Here is a 25929-nt window from a genome sequence, read left to right on the forward strand (position 1 = left end):
AGTGCATTTTTAACAGTGATAAGCATAACTCAAGTAAAGACATAACGTTGAAACTTGAAACGCTATTTGCAATAAGTGAAATTATTTAAGTAATCAACTAACTGTGTTGGAGGAAGTGGCTTAGAAAAGAAATATCCTTGTATAAAATCACATTGTAAGTCAGTTAATAACTGTAACTGCTCCTGTGTTTCAACACCTTCAGCGACCACTTTTTTACCAAGAGCTTTAGACATAACAATAATTGTTGAAACTAAAATATTGTCACTTTTATTTTTACTCATATCTGAAATGAACGCCCTATCAATTTTAATAAAATCAATTGGGATCCTGCGTATATAGCTTAACGAAGAATAACCGGTACCAAAATCATCAAGCGCAATAGTGCAACCTGCATTTCTTAACTGATTAAATAACACTTCATTATTACGTTTATCAGGGGCTAATGCACTCTCAGTTAATTCAAAACAAATATCATTTGGCTGTAATCCATATTCGACTATGGTTTTTAACCATTGATCATTCTCTGTTTTATTTAGCGGGATCTCAAAAACTGAGCGATTAACATTGATAATGATGTCATTAAAACCTTGTGCTCTTAATTTTTTCAATTCAATGCAAGCTTGAATTAATACAAAGTTGCCTAATGGTTTAATAAGTGAAAACTCTTCTGCAATAGCAACAAACTCATCAGGAGAAACCCATTCTCCAGAGTTATTCCAACGAACCAGCGCTTCAAATTTACGCACTTTTTGTTCTCCTATCGAAACTATAGGTTGATAAACAACACTGAGTTCATTTTGTTCTATTGCATTACCCAACTGGCTTTTAAGCAATAACTTTCGCTGAGCAATACTTTGCAACTCTTGTGAGAAAAAACTATATGAATTTCTCCCACTATCTTTAGCATGATACATAGCAGATTCAGCATTCTTTAAAATACTACTTTCATTTTCACTTTCACTTTCACCAGAACATACCGTTATTCCAATACTTAATGTACAAGTAAGACTCACATCATCAAATACAAAAGGATCACTGAAAGTTAATAAAATACGCTCAACAATGAGTTTAACATTATCGGTATCTGTTAAATCATTCAGTAAAATGGCGAAACTATCGCCTGATATACGTGCAATACAATCGGTTTCCTTGATGTGATTCTTTAATCGATTCGCACTCTCAATTAACAATTTATCGCCTAAGTCATGACCATAGATATCATTTATTTCTTTAAATAAATCTAAATCCATGTGCAATACAGCTAAACTTGTCTGGCGCGACTTAATTAAATGTAACGATTTAGATAATGTTTCTAGAAATAGAAAGCGATTTGCAATACCCGTTAACAAGTCATAGTTTGCTTGTTGATAGATTTTACTTTCTGCCGCTTTACTTTGACTAATATCAAAAAAATAAGCGACGTAGTTAGTGACCTTATTATCAGCATCACATATAGTATTAATGGACAACCATTCAGGAAACACTTCCCCTGATTTTTTCTTATTCAGTATTTCTCCAGACCAAGCACCTGTTTCATTAATCTCTTTCCACATGGTTTGATAAAATACTTTTGAATGCTCACCTGAAGCAAATATTTTTGGATTCTTCCCTTCTACTTCTCGAAAGCTGTAACCTAAAATATCAGTAAATGCTTTGTTTACACTGATGATTTTTTCATTTTGATCACAGATAACGATAGCTTCTTTGCTGACCTCAATGATCTTATTACGGATTGTCAGTTCATTAAAAATAGCTTGTTTTTCCATCTCCTTTTTAATCATGCCACTAAATAGTAAAAATAAAGAAGTCGTTTCTTTTACATTTTCAATATCTTCATGGTAAAGCGCGACTAATATTGCATCCGTATTACCATTATCCGTTTTTAATGGCACCCCTACATAACCTTCGATATTCATATCGGTTAATAATTGATCTTTAGGGTAAGTTTGTTGACAGCTAGTTTTATGAGTGCATACATCACCTAAAGAGACATTCTCACAGGGTGTATGTTTCAATTCATAACTAAAATTATTTTCAATGTTACCTTCTGATGCAACAGAGATAGTAGAGGCTATATTCGCGCCTTCATCTAAAGAAGCAATAAAAACAATATCGGCTTGAATAGCTTTAGCTAAAGAAAGACAAATGCTGTCAGTGAAATTATCGGCAACTGAATGAGAAAGGTAATCTATTATCGATTTTACTTTTTCTTCTACCACAATGTCCCTTATTTTAACTGCGAAATGTGTTAAAAATAATCAACGTTAATATATTAAGTTTATACTATTCTCTTTTTCAATATTTAAATATAGGATATTAAGGTTTTTAAAGACAATAACAAGAGGCTAATGTCTTTAAAATATCATAGTAAACGAGGAATTAATCAACGATAACAGCTGTTTCATCAAGGTTTAAGGCTGAGCCATCAACAAATTTAAATTGATTAAAGCCAATTTTTATCATGTCACCATTCTTTAGCAGTTGCCTTGAAACTAATCGTCCATTGAGTTCTGTGCCATTGGTACTATTTAAATCTTCTAGCACAACAACACTTCCGCCTTGCTCATAAGGAACTTGTTTAACCGTCAAGCGGGCATGTTTTGAACTTACCGCTCGATCTTCAATATGAATATCACAAAATTTTACGCGGCCAATTAAAAGCTCATCTTGATTAAGCTCCCATTTATTAATTACTACATCTTCGACAATTAAGGCTAAATAAGCCATAGTTCACCCCTTCCCCTTTCATGTATTAACGCTTATAAAGTCGTTGTACATATAATTTTTATCAATTATAAGCAAATTAACCCAAGGGTTAAATTATCTTTGCTTGATTGTAACACAGCGTGTTCCACCATTTTTTTACACAGTGCATTTTTTTCATCTAACTTAATGTATTTACCCAAATAATGTTTTATTTCATCTTCTGATAAAAAATCATGTAAGCCATCGGTTGACAACATTAATCTATCACCTGGATATAATTTTCTCGAGACAATATCAACCTCAACATCAACTTTACTGCCTAAAGCACGAGAGAGTAAATTTTTGGTATTAGAGTTTGCTGCTGTTGCAGCGCTAATTGCCCCTTTATTTAACAAAAACTGAATCATGGTATGATCTTCAGTTAATTGAATTAACTGACCTTTATGGTATATGTAAGCGCGAGAGTCACCAACCCATGCGATATAGCAGCAATTTTGCTCAAGTATGAGTAATACACCTGTTGTCCCCATGCCTTTATAGTGACTAAATTTCTGAGATTTTTCATAAATATTACTATTTGCTTGCTTAAGAATCTCACAGGCATAACTTTTCCAGCCTTGTTTAGGCACCTCAGATAAGGTGTTTAATTGTTCAGCAACAAAATCTGTTAAAAGTGAACTAGCTACCTCCCCTGCTTTATGCCCGCCCATTCCATCTGCAACAATCATCCAATGAATAGGTAATTTGTCATTAACCCCATGACGAATAGCATCTTCATTTTTCTTTCGGTGAGGCCCTTGCTCAGTTAATGTATTTATACACTTCATCATACAATTGGCGCCTGCTTAAAGTCTCGTTTTAATGCATTGATAAGCGCTTGCTTAAACTCTTGCATGGTTTGATAACGTTTTGTAGTATCTTTCTGTAATGCCTTATTGGTTATACGTGCAGCGCTAGGCGGCAAAGAGTCTCTATGTTCAGTAATTTTAGTGTGCTTAGCATTGCTAATTTGATAAGCAACACTAACCACAGAGTCACCTTCAAAGGGTAATTTACCACTCAAAAGCTGATAAAAAGTTGCCCCTAAGCTAAAAATATCACTTCGTCCATCAACAGCGCTGCCTGTTATTTGTTCAGGCGACATATAATATGGACTTCCCATGACAACTCCAGTACTTGTTCGACTGTTGTCTGTTACATAAGCAATACCAAAATCAGTAATGGTCGCTTTTTGTAAATCATCATCGTAAATAATATTACCGGGTTTAATATCACGATGAACCACGTGTTGGCGATGCGCATAATCTAACGCATCTGTTATTTGAATCATCAGTTGATAAACTAAAGGCGTAGGCAAAAGCTTGTCTGCATGAATGAAGTGAGAAAGTGGCGCTCCCGTCAATAAATCCATTGCGATATAACCAAGACTTCCTTCATCCCCAACATCATAAATAGTCACTATATTCGCGTGGCTTAAGCCACCTGCGGTTTCTGCTTCTCTAAAAAAGCGTTGCTTGGCTTGGCTGATTTCTTCCTTGTCAACGCTATCACTTAACTGTAATGATTTAATCGCTACATGACGATTAATTTTTGGGTCAACACCGCGATATACAATGCCCATTGCACCTTTACCTAACAGCCCTTCAACTTGATAACGGCCAAAATTTTGCCCTTTAAATGCTTGCGTTACAGAGAGTTTGGCTTGAGTTTGTGATAAATCATCTTCAGCTGAGATAACAATTGTACTCTCTAAACTGTCATCATTATTCAGCTGTTGTTGCTTATTAATAACCAAGGTTGCAGCCAAATCCTCTTCGTTATCAGCATTCACTTGTTCACCATTTAACTGAGCGTCATTAGAGTCGACAAGTTCAAAAGTATTATCAAGTTTAGCTGCCACTTCACTAGAAATTGGTGAGCTTTGCCAGTTTAGTTTATGAGGATTATCTTCAGTGCGTTTGGGTGCCGTATAATTTTGAGCAATAACATTACTGTCTTCAATTATCGTAGCACCTTTAACGTACTCGTTAACGTTATCATCATAGTTAACATTTTTTATAATGGTTCGGTTTTCACGTTCATTAATATTTTTCGCGGTTTTGGCATGCAATAAGGCTTTTTGATGCGCTACAATCTTTTCATGGCTTGGAGAGTATTTAAGGGCGCTCTGTTCATTCCAGCGAAATAAACAAAGTGCTATATCTGGTAGCTCTTTTACTTCGGCTTGCAATCCAATTTGATGCAATTTTTCTTGAAGCGATTGATTTACTTTTAATTTAGATAATACTTTTTCCAGTTTATCTATTTGATTAGATAACGCACATTCTTCAATATTTTCTAATAATAATTGCTCGTAATCTTGCTGCAATTGAGTAAATATTAATTCTTCATGACGAAACGCTATTAAGAACGGCCAAGAAAGCAAAACAACTACGGTTATTGGAATAACGATAAAATACTGCTGATATATAGCTAAGCTGTATTGCATGATAAACAACGTAGCAATAAAACAAAGTATTACTAGTGCTTGCTGAGTAATTTTACTCGCTCTACTGCGCCATAACGCGTAAATACCAATAAAAAAAAGCCCTAGAGAAACAATAAAAATAGCAATAGTAGGCTGTGTCGCTTGAAATATATCAACATTATTAATTGAGGGATTGGCTGTCAAATCAACACTATGTTGTTTTAGCAACCATGCAAGGTTTGCATGATTAATATCAGAGAAATAGCCTGTTGTTATCATCCATAAACTAACCAGCCAAAAGCAGAACAGTAAATAAAACCACCCTGTTTTATAAAATGGAAGAGCACTTCTTAACATTGACTGGTTAAGCCTATTAGGTTGAGGCAAACTAAACACCTGCACTAACAGTTTGATATGAAAGCAAGTTTAGGGGTTTATTTCGCCAATTTTATTATTATTATTTGTTGTTTTTTTTAATTCAAATGTAGGTACAAATGAATTATATATTTTCAGTGTAACAAAAATTTACTTTATTAAAAGCACAATTTTACCTAAATATTTAATGCTGATAATTCACATTAAACTCACAAACTAAGCAAGTTCTTTTTCATAGTAATTCGTTGAATCGCCATTAAAATCTATATTACACAATTGCTGAAATGCTAATTGCATTAATAAATTATGGGATGCGATATTATGTGGAGAGGTAATTGCTAAAACTTTTTTAATAGCAAAGTTATGTTGTCCATGAGCAAGTACTGATATACAAGCCTCTTTTGCATAACCTTGTCGCCAGTATTTTGGCAGAAGACTATAACCTATGTCTGGAAATTCAAGTTCATCTCTTTTAAGTATGCCACACATACCGATGGGCTCAAGATTTTCTTTAAGTGCAACGTGATATAAACCGAAGCCATTTTCCTTATAACTGGCAATAGGGCCTTGCTGCAAATACTGCTCTGCATCTAACACAGTCCTAACTTTTTTATCGCCAATATTTTCAATGAAAGATGGCTCATTAAGTAGAGTAACAATAAACTTTGCGTCGAATAAATTAAACTCCCTGATGATTAACCTTTCTGTTTCGATAATGTCCTTCAAGATATTCTCCTTTGTTTTAATATCGGTATAACGCCCTCTAGGGCGTGTTGATAAACCAACAGTAATGTATACTACATGCATCTTTTTAAAAAGTTATATTTACTAGAAGCGAGTATCTTTTCACAACACAGAAAAAACAACTGACTTATTGCACAAGCAGTAATGGATTAAAAAGTAAAAAACACAAGGCATACAAATTAAATGTTTGAGACAAAAAAGCCTAAATCAATCAGTCAATTCAGGCCTTCATTATTTATTCATGTAATCTTAGCTTTTTACAATATCGTCGATCATACCAACAATAGAAGGATGATAACCCGCTCGCGCTTCTTGATAAATCTCATTAGCCAGTGTGATATAACCTGCATCAAGTAAACTTTTATATAACGGTTTTACAAACTTTCCTCTACCAATCGCTTTCAAATAGGTGGCAACAGCTTGTAGTACATGCTCAGCATTATTTCTAATGGCGACCGTAAACCAAGCAAAAGCTATCTCAGCATTGGTTGAAGCAGTTAATGAGAAACAGTTATCTAATTCAAGCAATTGAGGTACTGAAAGTTGCTCAGGTAAGGTTGTTAAGAAATATTGCCAATGATGTACTGACCAACCATCTACCGTTAATGCATCGGCATGTGTTCCAGCTAACCAAGCATTTTGCTGAGCGATCACTTTATCTAAACTATTTGAGGTCGGTGCAACAAACCATTCTGGCATGCCTGTTCCATGGATCCACTCTAATAATTCAGTTTCTGATATTTTATCACTATGCTCAACTAACAATGTTTGCTGAGCATAAGCAATAAAATCTTCTGTGGTGATAGCAGTAAAGGCAAAGTGTTCTACATAAGTTAACAAGAACTTGTCAAACGCTACACGTCCTAACCTTCTTTCTAAATCATGGACAAACATTGATGCTTTATCATAAGTAAAACGATCAAAGGCATTATTTGGATCTTCTGTTTGCACATTCGCCGTAACGGTTTGTTTCTCTACAGGCATGGTTTTGAACTCTTCTAACAAACGGCCATATTCAAGCACCACTTCAAGCTCCGCCATTTCTTTACCATAAACCGCTTCAACAATACGGTTAGTAAAGTAGGTTGTGAAACCTTCATTAAGCCATAAATCACGCCATGTGGCATTGCTGACTAAGTTACCTGTCCATGAATGCGCTAACTCATGAGCCACTGTTGAGACTAAGCTTTTATCACCGGCAATTAATGTTGGGGTCATAAAGGCTAAACGAGGGTTTTCCATGCCACCAAAAGGGAAACTCGGTGGTAAAACTATCATGTCATAACGACCCCAACGATATGGGCCAAGCAAGCTTTCAGCAATGTTGATCATCTGCTCTGTATCTTCAAACTCTTTAGCACAAGCTGCTAACATGCTTGGTTCAGTATAAACACCACTGCGCTCACCAATAGCTTTAAAAGCTAAATCACCACAAGCAATCGCCATTAAATGCGTTGGAATGGGCTCTGGCATTCTAAACATAAAGACACCAGGATATTCAATTTCATCATTACTTTCTGCACACATAACCACAGTCATATTTTGTGGTGCCATCACCTTAGCGTTAAATGTGACTCGTGCTTTTGGGCTATCTTGCAATGGGATCCAGCTGCGCGCGTTTATTGGCTGAGATTGACTGAATAAATAGGGTGATTTTTTACCTGATGTTTGCGCAGGGGTTAACCATTGTAACCCTTCTGCTTGAGGCGTTGTTTTATAATAAATTTTTACCCATATGTCATCAGCAATTAAATCAATAACTAAACGACTACCTAAAATATCGTCTGCTTGATCTAAGATAAAATTAAGTGCTTCACCTTTACTGTTTTCAATGCGATCAATAATTAAATCACGCGTATCAAGTATGAGTTGTGTCGCTAATTGATCCGTTTGGTGCGCTATTGCTAAGTTTACATAGCCTGATAATTCTTGCTTATCAAAGCTTATTGCAAGGGCTAAATCGAAATGGGTGACTTTAACTTCATCTGTATTTGCATAAGAGTGATAGTCATGAGTGAAATCAAATTGGTTCATGAGAAAAGATCCAAGAATAAAAGTTATTTGAAATATATCTGAAACGTATTGAAATAATACCAATAGTTTAAAATAATTTTTTAAACAAAGGCCTGATATAAATCAGGCCTTTGTTTAGTTTATTACATCATTAATTTGTTACTTAAGCGGCATTTGCATCACCTGATACTTCTTTTTGCAGTCGATAAACCCACTTAGAATATAAATAGATACCCACTCCAGAGATAGCACCAACTGTTGCGATTATATACCAAGCCATTCCTATATTGTTTGCTTGGTACAGCGTATCTGTCATCACTTGAGCTGACTTACCTGTAAATTCAACTAAGGTATCAAATGCTTCACCATTTTTTATTGCAGCCACTTTATCTGCAGCCATACCTAGCTCTAAAAGATAGTCTCTAGAAATTAAATCTTTCGAGGCATACACATCATATAACCACGGGCCTAACTTACCTTCTAATGTCCAGCCAATACCTTGGGGAAGCATTACAAAACCTAGGTACATCGCTTTTTTATCAGCAGGGGCAATGTTGCCCATAAACTCACCCTTTTTCGGGCTTAATAGCATTTCACCTAAACTAAAGACGGCAATAGCGACAAGCATTGCCCAAGCCATTGGCGTAAAGCCAACTAAAAACATAGCAATACAACAAAGTACACAACCCACTAACATACTACTTAAAATTCTAAATTTTGCCGTCATCCCTGCCACAATAAAGCACGTTGTGGCAATCATGATGAAGTTAACACTCATCATATATTCAGGCATCATTTTTGTACCTGCGTGGTTTAAACCCAGTAGACCTATCCAAATAGGGTTTTGCGTACCGCCAGCACCAAACAAATCAGTAACAATAGTGCTGGTATTTACCCAATCTTCAATGTGTTTTGGCAAAACATCAAACATGGCATTAAACATGAACCAAAAGCCTGAGAACGCAAACATATAACCGAGTACTAATGGTTTTCTTACTTCTCTAAACGCTTCTTTCCATAACGCATTTTGTTTAATTTCACCTGACTTAATTTTTGCTTTTTGCGCTAAACGCTCTTCTCTGCCCGGCTCTTTGTACATTAATAATAAAATGAAATTTAACGAGATAATCACCGCACAGGTATAAAACAAATAGTTCCAACTTAATTGGCGCAGTTGCACCGCAATTAACGGACCTAACCAACCACCAATGTTTACTAACTGATAAAAAATACCCCACGCCATGGTACTGGTTTCACGTTTTACCGATTTAACCATGGTGCCTTGAATACCCGGCTTAAAAATACCTGTACCAAAGGCCAGTAGCATAGCCCCCAAAGTAAAGCCTAAAAAGCTAGGAAACATTGCCATTGTTAAATATGCGGCTATTTTAATCACCGTAGAAATAGCAATAGTTTCTTTATACCCAATGCGGTCTGCTGTACCGCCAAGTAAGATAGGAATGAAGGTTTGTGTTAATGCAAAGATAAACATGATGGTACCATAATCGCTCATGGTTAAACCTAAGCCACCTTTTGAAACAGCGTCGGTTGCATATAGACTGGCACTGGCTTTGACACCGTAATAAGCAATACGCTCTACAATCTCCATACCACCAACTAGCCAGAAGATATAGCCTAAGCTTAAAATAGAAGCCCACAATCCGAGCTGTTTAACATCTTTTAAGTCATTATCTGCATATTTATTATTTTGACTCACGTAAATACCTTTTACTTATTTTTAAAATCGCATGCAATATACAACAAAAACAAAAAAAAGCACAGCTGTCTTTAGACAACTGGCTTTCTTATAAAACACTAGTGCATTACGCTCATCTAGAGCGAACCGCTATTTTTTAATGGACGCATTAATCCAAGCGTTAACATTTCTATCAAGCACATCCATAGGTACTGCTCCACCCAACAAAACAACATCGTGAAATTCATTTAATTTAAACGCTTCACCTAGAGCCTTTTGCGCTTTATCACGTAAGCTTAATATTTTAAGCATACCTAACTTGTAGCCAAGCGCTTGTCCTGGCCAAACCATATAACGTTCAATTTCTGACGTTACATCTGATTCAGCAGAGCCTGTTTTTTCACTCATATAACTTATTGCTTGTTCGCGCGTCCAGCGTTTGTCGTGCAAACCCGTATCAACGACTAAACGTACTGCTCTAAATAATTCTGCTTGCAGACGACCTAAGTTACCAAAAGGGTCGTTCTCATACATTCCTAGCTCATATGCTACTTGCTCAGAGTAAAGCGCCCATCCTTCAATATAAGTATTGTATGGAGCAATTCTGCGTAAAAATGGCATGTCTGCTTGTTCCATGTTTAACGCAATTTGCCAATGATGACCTGGATTAGCTTCATGATAAGTTAAGGTTTTTAATGCAAACTTAGGGTTTGCTTTCATGTCACGTAGGTTAATCCAATAAACGCCGGGTTTACTTCCGTCAATAGCTGGTGTGGTATATTGTCCTCCTGATGCGCCATCTTGCACTTCAACAGGAAACGCCTTAACTTCAACATCGTACTTAGGAACCGTAGTGAACAATGGCGACATTTTTTGCGTTATTTCTGCAATATACCCATTTAAATCATTGAGTAGCTCTGCTCGTCCAGCATCAGAGTCTTCATAAAGAAAGCGAGCTTCTTCATTAAGAGCCACCATACGCTCGCCAACAGTACCTTTGCTATAACCTTGAGCGATTAAAATAGCATCCATTTCTTTTGAGATACGATTAACTTCATCGACACCAATTTGATGAATATCACTCGCTGTCAATTCACTATCACCTAATTTTTTAATCGCATCTTTATAGTATGCTGCGCCGTTAGGTTGAGCCCATATGCCTGACTCTATTCGCCCTTTTGCTAATAACGCTTGTGTTGCTTTGCTCGCTCGCTCAAATGCTGGATAGACCACATCAGCAACAGCGGTAGTCGCTTTAGTTATTAACTCAGTTTTTTTTGTTTCAGATAACTCAGAAAGCTTTTGTAGTTTTTCTGAGAATACTTTAACAAACACATGTTCTTGCGCTGGTACGTTGATATAGTTAGTCAAATAATTAAGAGCACCTTCAAGGGTTACTTTAGGTGGTAACCAATTTTGTTTGGCATCAAAAGCTTGCTTACTCACCACACTGTCAACCAACACATCAAATTGTTTTAAGCGTGCTATATAATCAAGCGCCTGTTGCTCGTTAGTGATAGCGTGATCATTTTGCATTGTTCTAGGAATATCGATTAAAGGGCCATTAATTTGATTAATAATAAATGGTGATAAGCCCATCCAAGTGTCAATAAAACCAATGGAAAAGTTAGGATCACCAGCAAAATATTTAGTAATACTTAACATAACTTGTTGGTTAATCGCGGCAGTAGATGTTGTGTCAGCTAATGTTGTCTGCTCAATTTTTTGAGCAATAGCGTACAAATTTTCTCGCAATTTCGCTTCAATTTCAGGACTAAATGTTTCTATTTTATCATTGGGATAATAACCAATTTCAGCTTCACCAAGGCCATACATGGTGGCAGACAAAGCTCTTTCTTTAAAAATAGCTTTACTGGCTTCTTGATATAACGCGTCTAACGTAGCAACGTTATTTACTGCCACATCCGCTTTATCATCAACCGGTGCCGCTATTGAAGCCGTTTGTTTTTCACTTTGACTCGGTGTATTTTTTGTTTGTTGTTCATTACAGCCACTTAACAATAAAGCTGCTAGAACGCCACTCGCAATCACAGTATATTTCATCTCAATGTTCCATTATGAGGTAGTTAACCTATTTAAATTAGTAACTACCTGATTATTTTTATAAAAAGAGCGTCTTCCATTTTGAATGGGCGCCAGCAATGGTTTTAAATTAGAGCAAAGCCCCACGATAAAGTAAACCTAAATACACAGATGATGATATTTCTGCTATAATCGCGCGCTAAAATTTATTTCTAGTTCATCAATTTTCTACTTAACCGCCTGTTAAACACTGTGCGTTGGTGGATTAATGAAACAGATTCAGAGCAATATATATGACAGCATCAACGCAACATGCCTTATTCGATTACCCTAAATACTGGGCAGAATGCTACGGCACCGCCCCATTTTTACCTATGTCTAGACAAGAGATGGACGAATTAGGCTGGGACAGTTGCGATATCATCTTAGTTACCGGTGATGCTTATGTTGATCACCCAAGTTTTGGTATGGCCATTATTGGTAGAATGTTAGAGTCGCAGGGGTTTAGAGTCGGTATTATCGCTCAACCTGATTGGCACTCAAAAGATGCTTTCATGCAACTAGGCCAACCGAACCTCTTTTTTGGCGTAACGGCGGGCAACATGGATTCGATGATTAATCGCTATACCGCTGAAAGACGCATTCGTCATGATGATGCTTATACCCCCAATGACGAAGGTGGTAAACGCCCAGACCGAGCCGTTACCGTTTATACACAACGTTGTAAAGAAGCCTACAAAGGCGTACCTGTCATTATTGGCGGCATTGAAGCCAGTTTACGACGCATCGCTCATTATGATTATTGGTCAGACAAGGTACGCCGTTCTGTACTGTTTGATTCAAAAGCTGATCTTTTAGTATACGGCAATGCCGAACGTCCGTTGATTGATATTGCTCACCGAATTGCTCGTGGGGAAGATGTTAATACCATCACTGATGTACGCGGTAGTGCTTTTTTAACTAAACAAGCTTTACCAGGCTGGAAAGGTATAGACTCGCGCAGTATTGATCGCCCCGGTAAAATAGATCCTATTCCAAGCCCGTATGAAGAAATAACGCCAAACACATGTGATAGCAAACAGTCTAGTGATGACAATGACGCAAATGCAGTATCGATACAAGAAGCCTTGGTCGAAAAAGATATTACTAAAACTCCTCAAGTCATTGATATTTCGGTTTATAAAAATAAATCTTGGCGAGAAAAAGATAAGCCATGGCAAACCACTTACATTAATTTACCTACCTTTGAGCAAGTAAAAGAGAACAAAACTCTCTATGCACATGCTTCACGTATTTTTCATCAAGAGGTCAACCCTACTTCAGCGAAACCTTTGGTTCAACGACATGGTGAACGATTAATTTGGTTAAACCCGCCGGCAGAGCCATTAACAGAACAAGAAATGGATGGTGTGTTTGGTTTACCTTATCAACGCAGACCTCACCCAAGCTACGGTAATGCCAAGATTCCAGCGTATGACATGATAAAAACCTCAATCAACATTATGCGTGGATGTTTTGGTGGCTGTACTTTTTGCTCCATTACTGAGCATGAAGGTCGCATTATTCAAAGTCGCTCACATGAATCCATTATCAACGAAATTGAAGATATTAGAGATAAAGTACCCGGCTTTACCGGTGTGATAAGCGATCTTGGAGGTCCCACGGCCAACATGTATCAATTAAACTGTAAAAGCGAAAAAGCCGAAGCCACTTGTCGTAAGCCATCATGTGTTTGGCCCACTATTTGTGGTCATTTAGATACGGATCATACGCCGACCATTGAACTGTATCGAAAAGCGAGAAAAGTAAAAGGTATTAAAAAGGTATTGATTGCTTCAGGTGTTCGTTACGATTTAGCTATTCAAGATCCTGATTATGTTAAAGAGTTAGCCAGTCACCATGTAGGCGGTTACTTAAAAATTGCCCCAGAGCATACAGAGGAAGGTCCGTTAAACAACATGATGAAGCCGGGAATGGGCAGTTATCATAAATTTAAAGAATTGTTTGATCATTACTCTAAACTTGCAGGCAAAAAACAGTATTTAATTCCTTATTTTATTTCTGCTCACCCAGGTACAACAGACAGAGATATGATCAATTTAGCTTTATGGTTAAAAGAGAATGACTTTAAGTTAGATCAAGTGCAAAACTTTTACCCGTCGCCACTTGCTAATGCAACTACGCTATATCATACCGAGTTAAACTCTTTACGAAATATAACCAGTAAGAACTTAGCTAAAGATGACGCAAACGTACCTGTACCCAAAGGCACTATTCAGCGCCGTTTACATAAAGCTATTTTGCGCTATCACGATCCTGCAAACTGGCCATTATTACGTGCTACCTTTAAAAAAATGGGGCTTGCAAATAAACTCATCGGTTCAAAACCTACGTGTTTAGTACCTCATGAAACGCGTGCAGAAAAAAACATGCAACATAATAAAGGCAAAAACAATTCGCAAGGCTTTAAAACATCGCCGGGTCAGCAGCGCCAAACGAAAGGTAATCAAAGTAGAAATAGCTTCAATAAAAAGCAAGGACAAGGCAAACAAGGTTTAACACGTTTTAGCGATAATCAGTTTTCAAAAGACGATGGTCAAAACCAGCCACAAAGTAAGCGTAATAACGCAAATAAAAAGCGTAAACCTTCACGTCAGCAATAAGTGGCTATTTAATAAAAGGTAGTCTGAATCGAGGTTAGTTCATAAAAAACGCTGAACTTGAGGGATAACATACTCAAATTAAGCGTTTTTTAGTTATGACCACTTTAAGTTAGAGCGTGTTTTCTTTATTAAATAACCCTAGCGCACTTGCTGTCATGGTTCTAACACCCGTTGCTAGTGCCAATGGATAATCTGGCGCAAACTGACTAGAGTGTAATGAAGGTAAACTTTGACCCGTTTCTTTGCTGTGTTTGAGTTGTGCTGGGTTTACGCCGCCTAACCAAAAAATGGTAATAGGTACAGCTTCATCTGTTCTACCATACAGGCCAAAATCTTCACCCGCCATTACGGGGTCACTCTTCTCAACTTGTGCTTTTCCTAACTCTTGCTCGATAAATTTTTGCACATTAACTGCCAAAGCAGGGTTATTATAAGTTGACGGTATCGACTCTTGTTCGTGTACATGCACAACAGGATATAAACTTTCAGGTAACCCTGCACTGACAGCGATACCTTGACTAAGGCGTTTAATGGCAGCAATTTGTTGATTTCTTACTGCGCGATCATAAGAGCGTAGCGTTAACTGTAGTTTCACTTCATTCGAAATAATATTATGTTTAGAACCGCCATGCATTGAACCTACCGTAATAACCGAAGGTTTTAACGGCGATATTTCTCTACTGTTAATGGTTTGAAGCGCCAAAACCAAACGTGATGCTAACACTATCGGATCAATGGTTTTATGAGGATAAGCACCATGCCCTCCTTTGCCTTTCACTAAAATATCAACAGAATCAACATTAGCCAAAGCATAGCCAGGTGCAATAGCCACTTTTCCTGCCTCAACCGATGCACTAACGTGTAACCCCAAAACATGATCAGGTTTTGCAAATTGAGAATATAGCCCTTCTTTTAGCATTGCTTTAGCGCCAGCCCCCACCTCTTCAGCAGGTTGGGCTACCATCATCAGTGTTCCCTGCCATGAATCTTTTGCCTCAACTAACTGTTTCGCTGTGCCTATAAAGCTAGCCATATGAATATCATGACCACAGCCATGCATTACCCCAACGGTATTATTGTGTTGATCAAGGGTAGTAACTTTTGATGCATATGATTTACCTGTTTGTTCAGTAATAGGTAGGCCATCGGTATCAGTGCGAATCATCACCGTTGGGCCTTTACCATTTTTAAAGAGACCAACAACACCATAACCACCCACGTCAGAGGTAACTTCAAAACCTAGTTGCATTAACTCTTTGGCTAACACTTGCCCTGTTTTTTCTTCTTTTAGCGACAGCTCTGGCGCTTGATGAAGCTGTAAATATAATTGCTCTAATTGTGGCATTGACTGAGTAACAGACACCTTTAATGAGCTCGCACCACTGGGTGCACTTAATGGTAATAAGATTAAAGGTGCGTATAACCATAGATTTATTTTTTTCATTACTTACCTATCAAGCTGTTGTTTATTTTGCGTAAATTTAAAGTAGCACATCATGATACTTAAGCAAACGCAGCAATGCAGTAAATGCAAATAACAATTAAATCACTATTTATACCGTAATTTTTAAGGCGAATTACCCGTGAAGCATGTATAATTTGCGCCATTAAATTTGGCATTAAAATATCATTAAGGAATTAACTATCCTTGCTTGTAACAATATAACGCAACAATTCGGTGCAAAACCGCTGTTTGAAAACATCTCACAAAAATTTGGTGGCGGTAACCGTTACGGTTTAATCGGTGCTAATGGTTGTGGTAAATCAACCTTTATGAAAATTCTTGGTGGTGACTTAGAGCAAACATCAGGAAACGTTAATTTAGATACTGGAGAACGTTTAGGTAAATTACGCCAAGACCAATTTGCTTTTGAAGAATACAGTGTTATTGATACCGTCATTATGGGTCATACCGAATTATGGGCCGTAAAAGAAGAACGTGATCGCATTTATGCTTTACCTGAAATGAGTGAAGCAGACGGCATGAAAGTGGGTGATTTAGAATCAGAGTATGCCGAAATGGATGGATACTCTGCCGAAAGTCGCGCGGGTGAATTATTGATTGGTGTTGGTATTCCAGTAGAACAACACTACGGTTTAATGAGTGAAATCGCACCTGGTTTTAAGCTGCGTATTCTTTTAGCTCAAGCCTTATTTTCTGATCCCGATATATTATTACTCGATGAGCCGACCAACAACTTGGATATTCATACGATTCAATGGCTTGAAGAGACATTGAATGAACGTGATTCAACCATGATTATTATTTCTCATGATAGACACTTTTTAAACAGTGTTTGTACTCACATGGCAGATTTAGACTACGGTGAATTACGTGTATACCCGGGTAATTACGACGAATATATGCTAGCGGCTACACAAGCTCGTGCGCGTTTATTGGCAGATAACGCCAAGAAAAAAGCACAAATTGGTGAATTACAAGCTTTCGTTGCTCGATTCTCTGCTAATGCATCAAAGGCAAAACAAGCCACTTCACGCGCTAAGCAAATTGACAAAATTCAATTAGAAGAAGTGAAAGTATCAAGTCGAACCAACCCGTTTATTCGCTTTGAACAAGAGAAAAAATTATTTAGAAATGCCTTAGTGCTAGATAAAGTAAATAAACATTTTGATGATGCTCATATTCTAAAAGACATCTCTGCTTTAATTGAAGTAGGCGAGCGTATTGCCATTATTGGTGAAAATGGTATTGGTAAAACAACGTTATTGCGTACCTTAATGAATGAAGTGGGTTATGAAGTGACTTCAGGTGAATTCAACTGGTCTGAAAACGTTAATATTGGTTATTACGCACAAGATCATGAATATGAATTTGAAAACGACATGACCCTGTTTGAATGGATGAGCCAATGGCGTCAGCCTACAGATGACGAGCAAGCGGTTCGTGGTTACTTAGGGCGTTTATTGTTCTCAGCTGATGACATCACTAAATCGGTAAAAATCTTATCGGGTGGTGAAAAAGGTCGAATGTTATTTGGCAAGCTAATGATGCAAAAACCTAATATATTAGTTATGGATGAACCAACGAACCACATGGATATGGAGTCTATTGAATCCTTAAACATGGCGCTAGAAGGTTATGAAGGTACACTTATCTTTGTCAGCCATGACCGTGAATTCGTTTCGTCACTGGCGACACGTATTATCGAATTAACCCCAGAGGGTTATAATGATTTTGCTGGTACTTACGATGAGTATCTCGCAAGTCAAGAATAAGCATCTTTTTTCATTAACCTTTTAGGTTAATGACAATTAGTAGAATACAAAGAGGGCTATATGCCCTCTTACTTTTTTTTAATAATATTAGCAAGAAACGCTAAGGAATAAGTTTGTTAAGTTACCGCCACGGCTATCACGCTGGCAATTTTGCCGATGTCCTCAAACACAGCGTATTAACTCTTGTGCTCGATTATATGACCCGTAAAGAAAAAGGCTTCAGTTATATCGACAGCCATTCTGGTGCAGGCATGTACCAATTGGAAGATAAATTCGCGCAAAAAACAGGTGAATATAAAGAAGGTATTGGCAAAATAATAAGCGATACTAATGCACCTGAAGCGCTCATTCCTTACCTTAATTTAATTAAACAGTTAAACCCAGAAAATGAACTCAGCATTTACCCTGGCTCACCGGGCATTGCTAAGCAGTTTATCCGCCGTCAAGACGCAAGCCACTTATTTGAACTGCATCCCACTGATAACGAACTGTTAACTGACTTTTGTTACCGCTGGAAAAAATCGTTCATCAAACAATCTGACGGTTACCAAGGTGTTCTTGGGTTAGTTCCACCACCAACAAGACGTGGCGTGGTGTTAATAGATCCTCCTTATGAATTAAAAGAAGATTACCAAAAAGCCGTTAGCACCATCATAAAGTCATCTAAAAAATTCGCTACTGGCACTTATATCCTATGGTACCCCGTCGTACAAAGACACTGGGTTGAGCAAATGCAGCAAGACTTTATAAACAGTGAAGTGAGGAATGTTTTACAGGTTGAATACTGCCAACAAGCAGACAGTGACGAATATGGTATGACAGGTACAGGGTTATTTATTGTTAACCCTCCTTGGCAACTGTCTTCTCAACTTGAAGATATTCTGCCCTACCTTAAAAGTAAGATTGGCAGTGGTGAGGCTAGTTATCAACTCACACAGCTTATCGAAGAATAGTGCATAATCTCTTATAGAAAATAACATTCCGTTACTGTTATAACCGCCTCATGCACAAACAAATAAAGCGCCAATGGGCGCTTTATTTTTAATACAGTCAACACTATTTAACCTCAGCTCGGGTTATTTAAATCATTGCTGATTCCAAACTCGATAATGACGCCCCCACCTGACTAATTCATTATTTAATTTGACATTAGATGTTTATCAAAAAACTTCACCATTTCATTTAATGTTTGAATACGGTGACTTTGTACACTTAAATGATGGTTTGCATTTTCAATTTCTACATAACGTACATCTTTATCATAATCTGATAACTCATCTGCCATTGCTTGGCTATGCTGTACTGGCACAACTCGGTCATCAGTACCGTGAACTAAGAGTATTGGGATCTCTATATTTTCAGCAAAGTTTACTGGTGAAACAGCTTCAAGTTTATCGTAATCATCACCAAACTGTTTTTTTACTACTTCAGCATTGGTAAAGCGTCGTGAACGTCTAACAATACGCTTAATATCAGAAACGCCTGCAAAGCTTGCGGCACACTTGAACGTATCAGCATGGAGTACCGATGCCATTAGCGCAGCATAACCACCATAACTCGCCCCAGCGATACAAACTTTCTCTTCATCAATAATATTTTGAGCATTTAACCAATGCACAGCATCTTGCAAATCATTCTGCATCGCTTTACCCCAGCCTTCAATAGCAGCCATTTCAAAATCGTAGCCGTAACCAGATGAGCCTCGAAAGTTTGGTTGCAAAACAATATAGCCTCTGCTTGCAAATAATTCTGACCAATAATCAAAACCAGAGGTATCACGTGCCATTGGGCCCCCATGAGGCAAAATAATTGCAGGGAGTTTCGCACCTGTTTTATAACTTTTAGGCTTAGTCAAATATGCTTCAATTTTCATTCCATCGCGGGCAGGATAAAGTACCAATTCTTTACCGGCATAATTTTGTTCGTTAACCTCTGGGTATAAACTTCCTAAATAGCTTAGTGATTTCAGTTTTCTATTACCTAAAAAGTAATCACCTGCGGTGTTTTTTGACGTAGAAAACAACACATAATGTTGCATATCTTTAGACATGCTAATAATCGTATTATCAGCATCGGGGATGGCCTTATTCAGCGCTTCTTTGAACGCAATGTATTCATTGTTCCAATACGTTTTATTATCATTTTTACTGCTATGACTAAGACCAACTACTTCATGTGTTTTAGGTGAGTATAATAAACGTCCATCAACATCATATTTTTCATCGAAATATACCAACTCTTTCGTTAATGACTTGTCAAGTAAATTCACTTTGAAAACCGCATATTTCCCTTGATGTAATGCTCGAATAAATAAAGTATTAGGGTCAACATCAAAACCTAAAACATGAACAACTTCACGTTCAAATATTTCGTAAGACCACAATTTTCTGACAAAGTCACCTTCTTGATCATAAAGCTTATAGAAAATATTGGTTTCATCGCGATGTAAACTTATACGCGCATTGCCTTGTTGGTCAGCATACCAATCAGTAACAAAAGATTTAGCTCTTTCTATACGTCGACGTTTCTTGGTTCGCACATTAACTTTATATACCGAAGGCTTATTAACTGAATCAAAGGCAATCGCCATTAAAATATTATCGGGATCTTCAGGCAATAAACTTATAACGTTATCTTGAAACTGAGCAACTTTCTCGTTGCGGCTTCCTCTTGGCTTGACTAATAACTCAACTTCATTTGGTTTAGTTAAATCAAACTTATATAGTCTCGTTGATGTGTATTTAACAGTACCTCTATGTGTTGGATATGCAGCACTAATTAATAAAATATCATCGTTAGCCCATGTATACCAATTAAGTAATACGTTGACATTATCTGACTGCAAAACCAAACGTTGCTCACTAGTTTTAAGATCTATACTCATTAATACTAAATTACCTTTGACGTTTTGAATTAATGCGAGGTTTTTAGCATTGGGTGAGAGTTTAAGCTGACTTATTGCAGGTAAACTTCCATAAGCATCAAGCGATATAGGGGCTGAAATTGCGCTACTAATCTTTATATTACACAACACAATGAATATGACGAAAAAGCGTTTTAACAGAGCACTTTTCATAGGGCTACCTTCCATGTTAATGATTAATTTCATCTTAATATATTGATAATAAAGACAAACGAGGCGGGAGTATAAGATATTCGAAGATAATAGGTAAACACTTACTGCAGTTTTTTTTAAATATGCTACAAATCAATAGATATTCACAAAATGTAACATATCAACAAAGGTCAACATGCCCTCATAACCTATCTTTTTATATAACAAACTTTATAAGTAGAAAAACAAATAAAATCAAACCAATCATTATAAAATTAAACATAAAAATAGGTGCTCTTTGCTGCCAAAGTGCTTTAAAGGTCTGAAACGGTGTTAGTTTATTATCTTCGCTTAACTGAGCTAATACATATTGATTTAGCTCTTTTTTATCAAAATAGCGTTGTTTAGCATTACCTATTGGAATAGATAATGTCGGTGAAATTAAATGCTCATTACTGTAGTTCAACTCTTTTGCTAACACGCTGATTTCATGCTCTTCGTATTTTAATATAATGCTCTCGCCTAAAACACCCAGCGCAACTTTTTGAATTTTTAAAAACACACTAAGTAAACATAAAATAAAGGTAGACCAACCAGCAATAAACACCCCGTAAAACCAGTATAATTGCGACAAGTCACTTTCATTTACACTGCTTGTCTGCAATAAAATAAAACAGGGTAATAATGCAATCACGGCAAGTACAATATAAACAGCCACTTTATATTTAACTGCTCTGTTCGTTAACCAAAATGGTGCCTTGGTTTTATTAAGGTGTAGTAAACGTTTTGCCATTTCATCGTCAACTTCATCTTTACCGTTAGCAATAGAATATTCGATACTGTCTTTATTGAACTTGGCGTTTCTACCCGTGAAGGCATTAATTGTTTGCTTCTTCTCCAAGAACCACGCCGCAACAAAACCCGATAGCAACACAACGAAAAATGCTACTTTACCCAGCAGTGCCACAAATTCACCACGTGCAATAACATCGTTTCGTGACGTATTTATCGTTTTAAATAGGCTAGGTTCAAAAGCTCCTATATGAATGCCCTCGCTATCAAACTGCTCAATCAATAATTCATCAAAATCTGCTAACCAAAACATATCTTGCCAAAGTACAACTGACATAGGATCTTGTACAAACTTTGGAGTTAATTTTTTACCTTTTTTACCTTTTAAATCATATTGTTGAATAACACCATATGACATTTGTGAACCAGCAATATTTACCCAAACGCTGCTATTGTCGTTAGTAAAAAGAAAAGGAAACTTGTTTTGAGCACTAACGGTCGCAGTAAATTGCGATACTTCGCTAGCAAAGCTTTCTGTCGCTTGTGAAAGCTGCACCAAACGGTGGTTATTGGTATCTGCCACCCATAATTCATTATTTATAAAACCCAGTTGATTCGGAAATTTAAACGCAGTGGTTGAAGAACTCGCTTGTAAATCTCCAAACTGATTAAGTTTTATGATTTTATGCTCAGCAGTACTACTGATAAAAACACTATTATCCGTTTGCTTAATTACCACATGAAATGCTCGAGGAAATTGCGACAAATGCACTGCGAACGGTTGACATGAAAAAGCAGCTAACTTACATCGATACCAACCTGTGTGATGGACACTCCCTACATTTGAAGCATTACTTTCATTATGGGTATCACTATGTGTAAAATTATTGGTAGTATTTTTATTAGCGTTAGCCTGTTGACTACCATTGGCTGATTGCGCGTGATGAGTGATACGAAAGTAAGCCTTTATTGTATCGATAAATGACCTAGATTCAGCTTGATGGTAAAACAATAAATCACCATTATTGAAAAAGTCATAATCTCCTTTGGCAATAAAATTATGCTGAGTAAAGTCGAGTTGCTTGGCTATTTCACCTTGAGCGTTTATCCAAAATAACTTTTGACCATATTGAATCACTAATTGTTGCTTATCTTGTTTTATAAAACCTAAGCGGTCGACATCAGCAGCTTTGAAATAACCATATTGCCACATAACAAGACTTATTATCGCGCCGATAACGATAAGTATTGCTGCAATTAATGAGCGTCCATGCATTGTTAATTTCCAAAAGTTTGATTGAGTTTTGATCTTCTAACTATAAATGATTTTTTTGATATGTCGAAGTGCTTTACTTAACAACCGTTCAAGTTAAATTAAACGGTTGTTAAGTAAAATAAGCAATAAGGTTAATTTCCAAAAGCACAAACTAACTATGATATTAACGCTTGCTCAATGTATTGATGTGCTTGCTCAGAATAGAGTAATTGGCTCGACATGGTGACTAAAGAGTCTTCATCTAGTCTCTCGTCTTGATACTGTGCAAGTAGTTCACTGATTATATTCGCTTCATGCACATAACAGGCTAAAGGGTTTTGCTGATAAAGCGGTTTAAGTTGGGCTGATGTTTTAAGCCTTGCTTGAATAGATAATACATCTAAAATAGCCTGTGGAAATTGCCAATACTTGGCAACTTTGTAGGTTATAACTTTCGAGTTTTTAAACATTAACTCTTTAAAAGCGAAAGAATTAGGTTGATTGTCTGGATGAACAACCGCAAAGGCCTCCATCATTAACTGATAAATAATCATATCGCCTAAATTACAGATTAAACCGACTAAATAGCCCTGAGCAATTTCATTATTTAGCTTCCCTTGTTGTAGTAAACTTTTGGTAATGACACCCGTAGACAAACTATGTTGCCAAATTTTATTACCGTATTGCTGAAAGTAAACTTTTGATTTTGGTACCATTTTACTGATAAAACCATTAATTACCCCCTCGATAAGGCCTTTACTACCCAGTTGCATAAAAGCTGATTTCATATCCGTAATATCTTTTTGACTACGGTTATAAAAAGTTGAATTAGCTAGTTCAATCACTTTTGCGGCAATAACTGGCTCTTGCTGTATTAAACGAATCAGCTCTTCGGTATCGAATTCAGCATTATTTAATTGCGCTATAACTTGAGTGAGCGAAGTGGGTAAAATAGGTAAAGCCGCCAATAAATGTTTGGGTGATTTTAATAAGCTGTCAATTTTGTCTGAAACAAACAACGAAAGTTCATCTTGACAATGGATTGGCGGTGTTTGTCCAAAAAGGTAATCGTAAAATGCTTTTTGTTGTTTTTCTTCAATAGAAGCGACTTCGAGTGTTTTAGCTGATAAAGCATTTTGTAATTCTGCTACTGCTTGTTCAGCTTGTTCTTCGGTGTTATTTCTTGTTTCTTCAAAATAAGTATAATTGGCGCTTTTATTTGATTTTGATGGAAAAATTAGCCTTACTAACGCTTTGAACATTGATTTTGAGCCTCGATAAGCAATTTCATCTGTTAAACCTAGTGTTAGCCACAGCTACACTACGTTTACATTGCAATGAAATTGAACTATTAAACTTAACTTATTAGTAAGTTATAGCACACCAAGGTCTGCATCAACACCTAAACAATCACTGATTTCAACGAAAAAGAAAAACAACTGCCCTTACCTAGTTCACTGGTTACTTGCATATTTGCATTGAGTAAAGAAGCTAATTTCTTCGTAATTGCTAAACCTAAGCCCGCATGCTTATGTTTTTCACCACGAGCATTACTGGCACGATACCTTGCATCAAAAATATAAGCTAAATCTTTTTGGCTAATACCTGTTCCGGTATCAATTACTGCGACATTAACGCGATTATTATCATTCACTATATCAATGGTAATTTCGCCATTCTCAGGTGTATGCCTTAAGGCATTATCAATTAAGTTACTTAAAATACGTTCTAACTTGGCAATATCTGAATAAACCAAAAAACCACATTGCGCTGGGTTTAATGACAATTTAATATTTTTCTCACGAGCTTTAAGGGCAAACTTAGCGACAATATCGTAAATAAGCTCACCAATAGGAAAGGTTTCTAAGTTAACTGAGACTTGCCCGTCTTCTAAATGTGCTAATTCAAAAATTTGATCGATTAATAACTTCAACTGTTTGCCATTTCTTAACACTGTTCTGAGATAGGCGTCTCTATCTTCTTTGGGCAAGTCGTCACCTTTGATAGCAATGGTTTCAACATACCCCTGCATTGCTGCTAGAGGCGTTCGCAAATCATGAGATAATTGTGCTAACAGCTCTTTTCTTATTCGCTCGTTGTCTGTTAATTGCATCAATTGCTCATTAATTTTAGTGACCATTTCAGCAAAAGTACGGCCTAACAATTGAATTTCATTTTTTTTATTTGCTTGCCAGTGAGATAGGTTTATATTTGCACAATCAAATTGATGAGATTTTACTAACTCCATTTCACTGACTAATTGTCTAATAGGTTTAGTAAAGTAGCGCAACAATACCAGCAATAAAATTAGCACTAACACAAACGCCGCAATAATGATAAAACCATGCTGCATTAACTGCTGGTTTGTTTTCACTCGGGCAAAGACTGAGTCATAAATTTCTCCACCAATAATCACGTACAAATATCCCTGTAGATTACCTTGATTATAAATAGGTGCTGCTGAAAAAATTTTCTGTTCGTTAAAGCTTCGTGGGTCATCGCCATATACAGGTAGTTGCTCTGGCTTATCAATTAACGTCACTAACGGGGCTAACTCAACAGATTGTCGTTTAATTTTATTGCTGTCGGCAGAATACGTTAAAATATTGCCTGAAGGATCTAAAAAATAGAATTCAAACGCTGGTCCTAACACCATTAAGGTATGAAATAAGTTTTCTAAGGCGGGTTTATCGTAAACACCATCTTGTAGTAAAGGGTTATCGTTAGCTAAATGCTCAGCTAAGGCTAAATGTAATTGTTGCTCTGCCTGATGTTTCGCTTGCTCTGCTAACGCACTACTCCACCAAAAGAGTAAATAAGCAACCACAATAAATGCGCCTGTAACGGTTAATGCTAAGCGTTGATAAAGGGAAAGTGACATTA

Annotated in this window: 16 protein-coding genes; 3 read left to right on the forward strand and 13 right to left on the reverse strand. The window is 36.9% G+C overall.

Translation table 11 applies throughout. The annotated features are described in order from the left end of the window. Positions 1–62: 62 nt before the first annotated feature. The 8 genes from D1094_RS05535 to D1094_RS05570 form a co-directional block, all read right to left on the reverse strand. On the reverse strand, positions 63–2219 hold the full coding sequence (locus tag D1094_RS05535) for an EAL domain-containing protein (protein ID WP_118959081.1): 2157 nt from the start codon (positions 2217–2219) through the stop codon (positions 63–65). A 160-nt stretch (positions 2220–2379) separates the two neighbouring features. Next, the gene (locus tag D1094_RS05540) at positions 2380–2727 is read right to left on the reverse strand and encodes an FHA domain-containing protein (RefSeq protein WP_118959082.1); all 348 of its coding nucleotides are present in this window, start codon (positions 2725–2727) and stop codon (positions 2380–2382) included. A 65-nt stretch (positions 2728–2792) separates the two neighbouring features. Then, positions 2793–3536 carry a protein phosphatase 2C domain-containing protein gene (locus D1094_RS05545; RefSeq protein ID WP_118959083.1) on the reverse strand — a complete coding sequence of 248 codons (744 nt, stop codon included), beginning with the start codon at positions 3534–3536 and terminating at the stop codon, positions 2793–2795. Next, on the reverse strand, positions 3533–5560 hold the full coding sequence (locus D1094_RS05550) for a serine/threonine-protein kinase (RefSeq protein ID WP_147361054.1): 2028 nt from the start codon (positions 5558–5560) through the stop codon (positions 3533–3535). The genes D1094_RS05545 and D1094_RS05550 overlap by 4 nt, the downstream gene beginning before the upstream one ends. Before the next feature lie 204 nt (positions 5561–5764). Then, positions 5765–6274: a GNAT family N-acetyltransferase gene (locus D1094_RS05555; protein ID WP_118959129.1), complete on the reverse strand. Its 510-nt coding sequence runs from the start codon at positions 6272–6274 to the stop codon at positions 5765–5767. Positions 6275–6541: 267 nt separating this feature from the next. Continuing rightward, on the reverse strand, positions 6542–8326 hold the full coding sequence (locus D1094_RS05560) for a M1 family metallopeptidase (protein ID WP_118959085.1): 1785 nt from the start codon (positions 8324–8326) through the stop codon (positions 6542–6544). Positions 8327–8468: 142 nt separating this feature from the next. Further along, positions 8469–10022, reverse strand: a complete 1554-nt coding sequence (locus D1094_RS05565) for an MFS transporter (protein WP_118959086.1) — start codon at positions 10020–10022, stop codon at positions 8469–8471. 129 nt (positions 10023–10151) lie between these two features. Beyond that, complete coding sequence (locus D1094_RS05570) at positions 10152–12065, reverse strand: DUF885 family protein (protein WP_118959087.1); 1914 nt, start codon at positions 12063–12065, stop codon at positions 10152–10154. 272 nt (positions 12066–12337) lie between these two features. Here D1094_RS05570 and D1094_RS05575 point away from each other — a divergent pair, with 272 nt between their 5' ends. Next, positions 12338–14707, forward strand: a complete 2370-nt coding sequence (locus tag D1094_RS05575) for a YgiQ family radical SAM protein (protein ID WP_118959088.1) — start codon at positions 12338–12340, stop codon at positions 14705–14707. A 109-nt stretch (positions 14708–14816) separates the two neighbouring features. Here the strand turns inward: D1094_RS05575 and D1094_RS05580 are convergent, their stop codons facing one another. Further along, positions 14817–16151, reverse strand: a complete 1335-nt coding sequence (locus D1094_RS05580; RefSeq protein WP_118959089.1) for a M20 family metallopeptidase — start codon at positions 16149–16151, stop codon at positions 14817–14819. A 200-nt stretch (positions 16152–16351) separates the two neighbouring features. Here D1094_RS05580 and D1094_RS05585 point away from each other — a divergent pair, with 200 nt between their 5' ends. Both D1094_RS05585 and D1094_RS05590 read left to right on the forward strand, forming a co-directional pair. Beyond that, entirely contained in the window at positions 16352–17944 is a 1593-nt protein-coding gene (locus tag D1094_RS05585) for an ABC-F family ATPase (protein WP_118959090.1), read from the forward strand. 113 nt (positions 17945–18057) lie between these two features. Then, complete coding sequence (locus D1094_RS05590) at positions 18058–18897, forward strand: 23S rRNA (adenine(2030)-N(6))-methyltransferase RlmJ (RefSeq protein WP_118959091.1); 840 nt, start codon at positions 18058–18060, stop codon at positions 18895–18897. Positions 18898–19082: 185 nt separating this feature from the next. Here D1094_RS05590 and D1094_RS05595 read toward each other — a convergent pair whose 3' ends face one another. The 4 genes from D1094_RS05595 to D1094_RS05610 all read right to left on the reverse strand — a co-directional run bounded on the left by D1094_RS05595 (position 19083) and on the right by D1094_RS05610 (position 25927). Next, entirely contained in the window at positions 19083–21020 is a 1938-nt protein-coding gene (locus tag D1094_RS05595; protein WP_182440098.1) for a S9 family peptidase, read from the reverse strand. A gap of 196 nt (positions 21021–21216) precedes the next feature. Further along, positions 21217–23067 (reverse strand): hypothetical protein, encoded by a 1851-nt coding sequence (locus D1094_RS05600; protein WP_118959093.1) that lies wholly within the window; start codon positions 23065–23067, stop codon positions 21217–21219. Positions 23068–23222: 155 nt separating this feature from the next. After that, on the reverse strand, positions 23223–24308 hold the full coding sequence (locus tag D1094_RS05605; protein WP_118959094.1) for an HDOD domain-containing protein: 1086 nt from the start codon (positions 24306–24308) through the stop codon (positions 23223–23225). A gap of 140 nt (positions 24309–24448) precedes the next feature. Next, positions 24449–25927 carry an ATP-binding protein gene (locus D1094_RS05610; RefSeq protein WP_118959095.1) on the reverse strand — a complete coding sequence of 493 codons (1479 nt, stop codon included), beginning with the start codon at positions 25925–25927 and terminating at the stop codon, positions 24449–24451. Positions 25928–25929: the final 2 nt, after the last annotated feature.

Origin of the sequence: Colwellia sp. RSH04 (assembly GCF_003545765.1) — a bacterium.
Taxonomy (GTDB): Bacteria; Pseudomonadota; Gammaproteobacteria; order Enterobacterales; family Alteromonadaceae; genus Colwellia.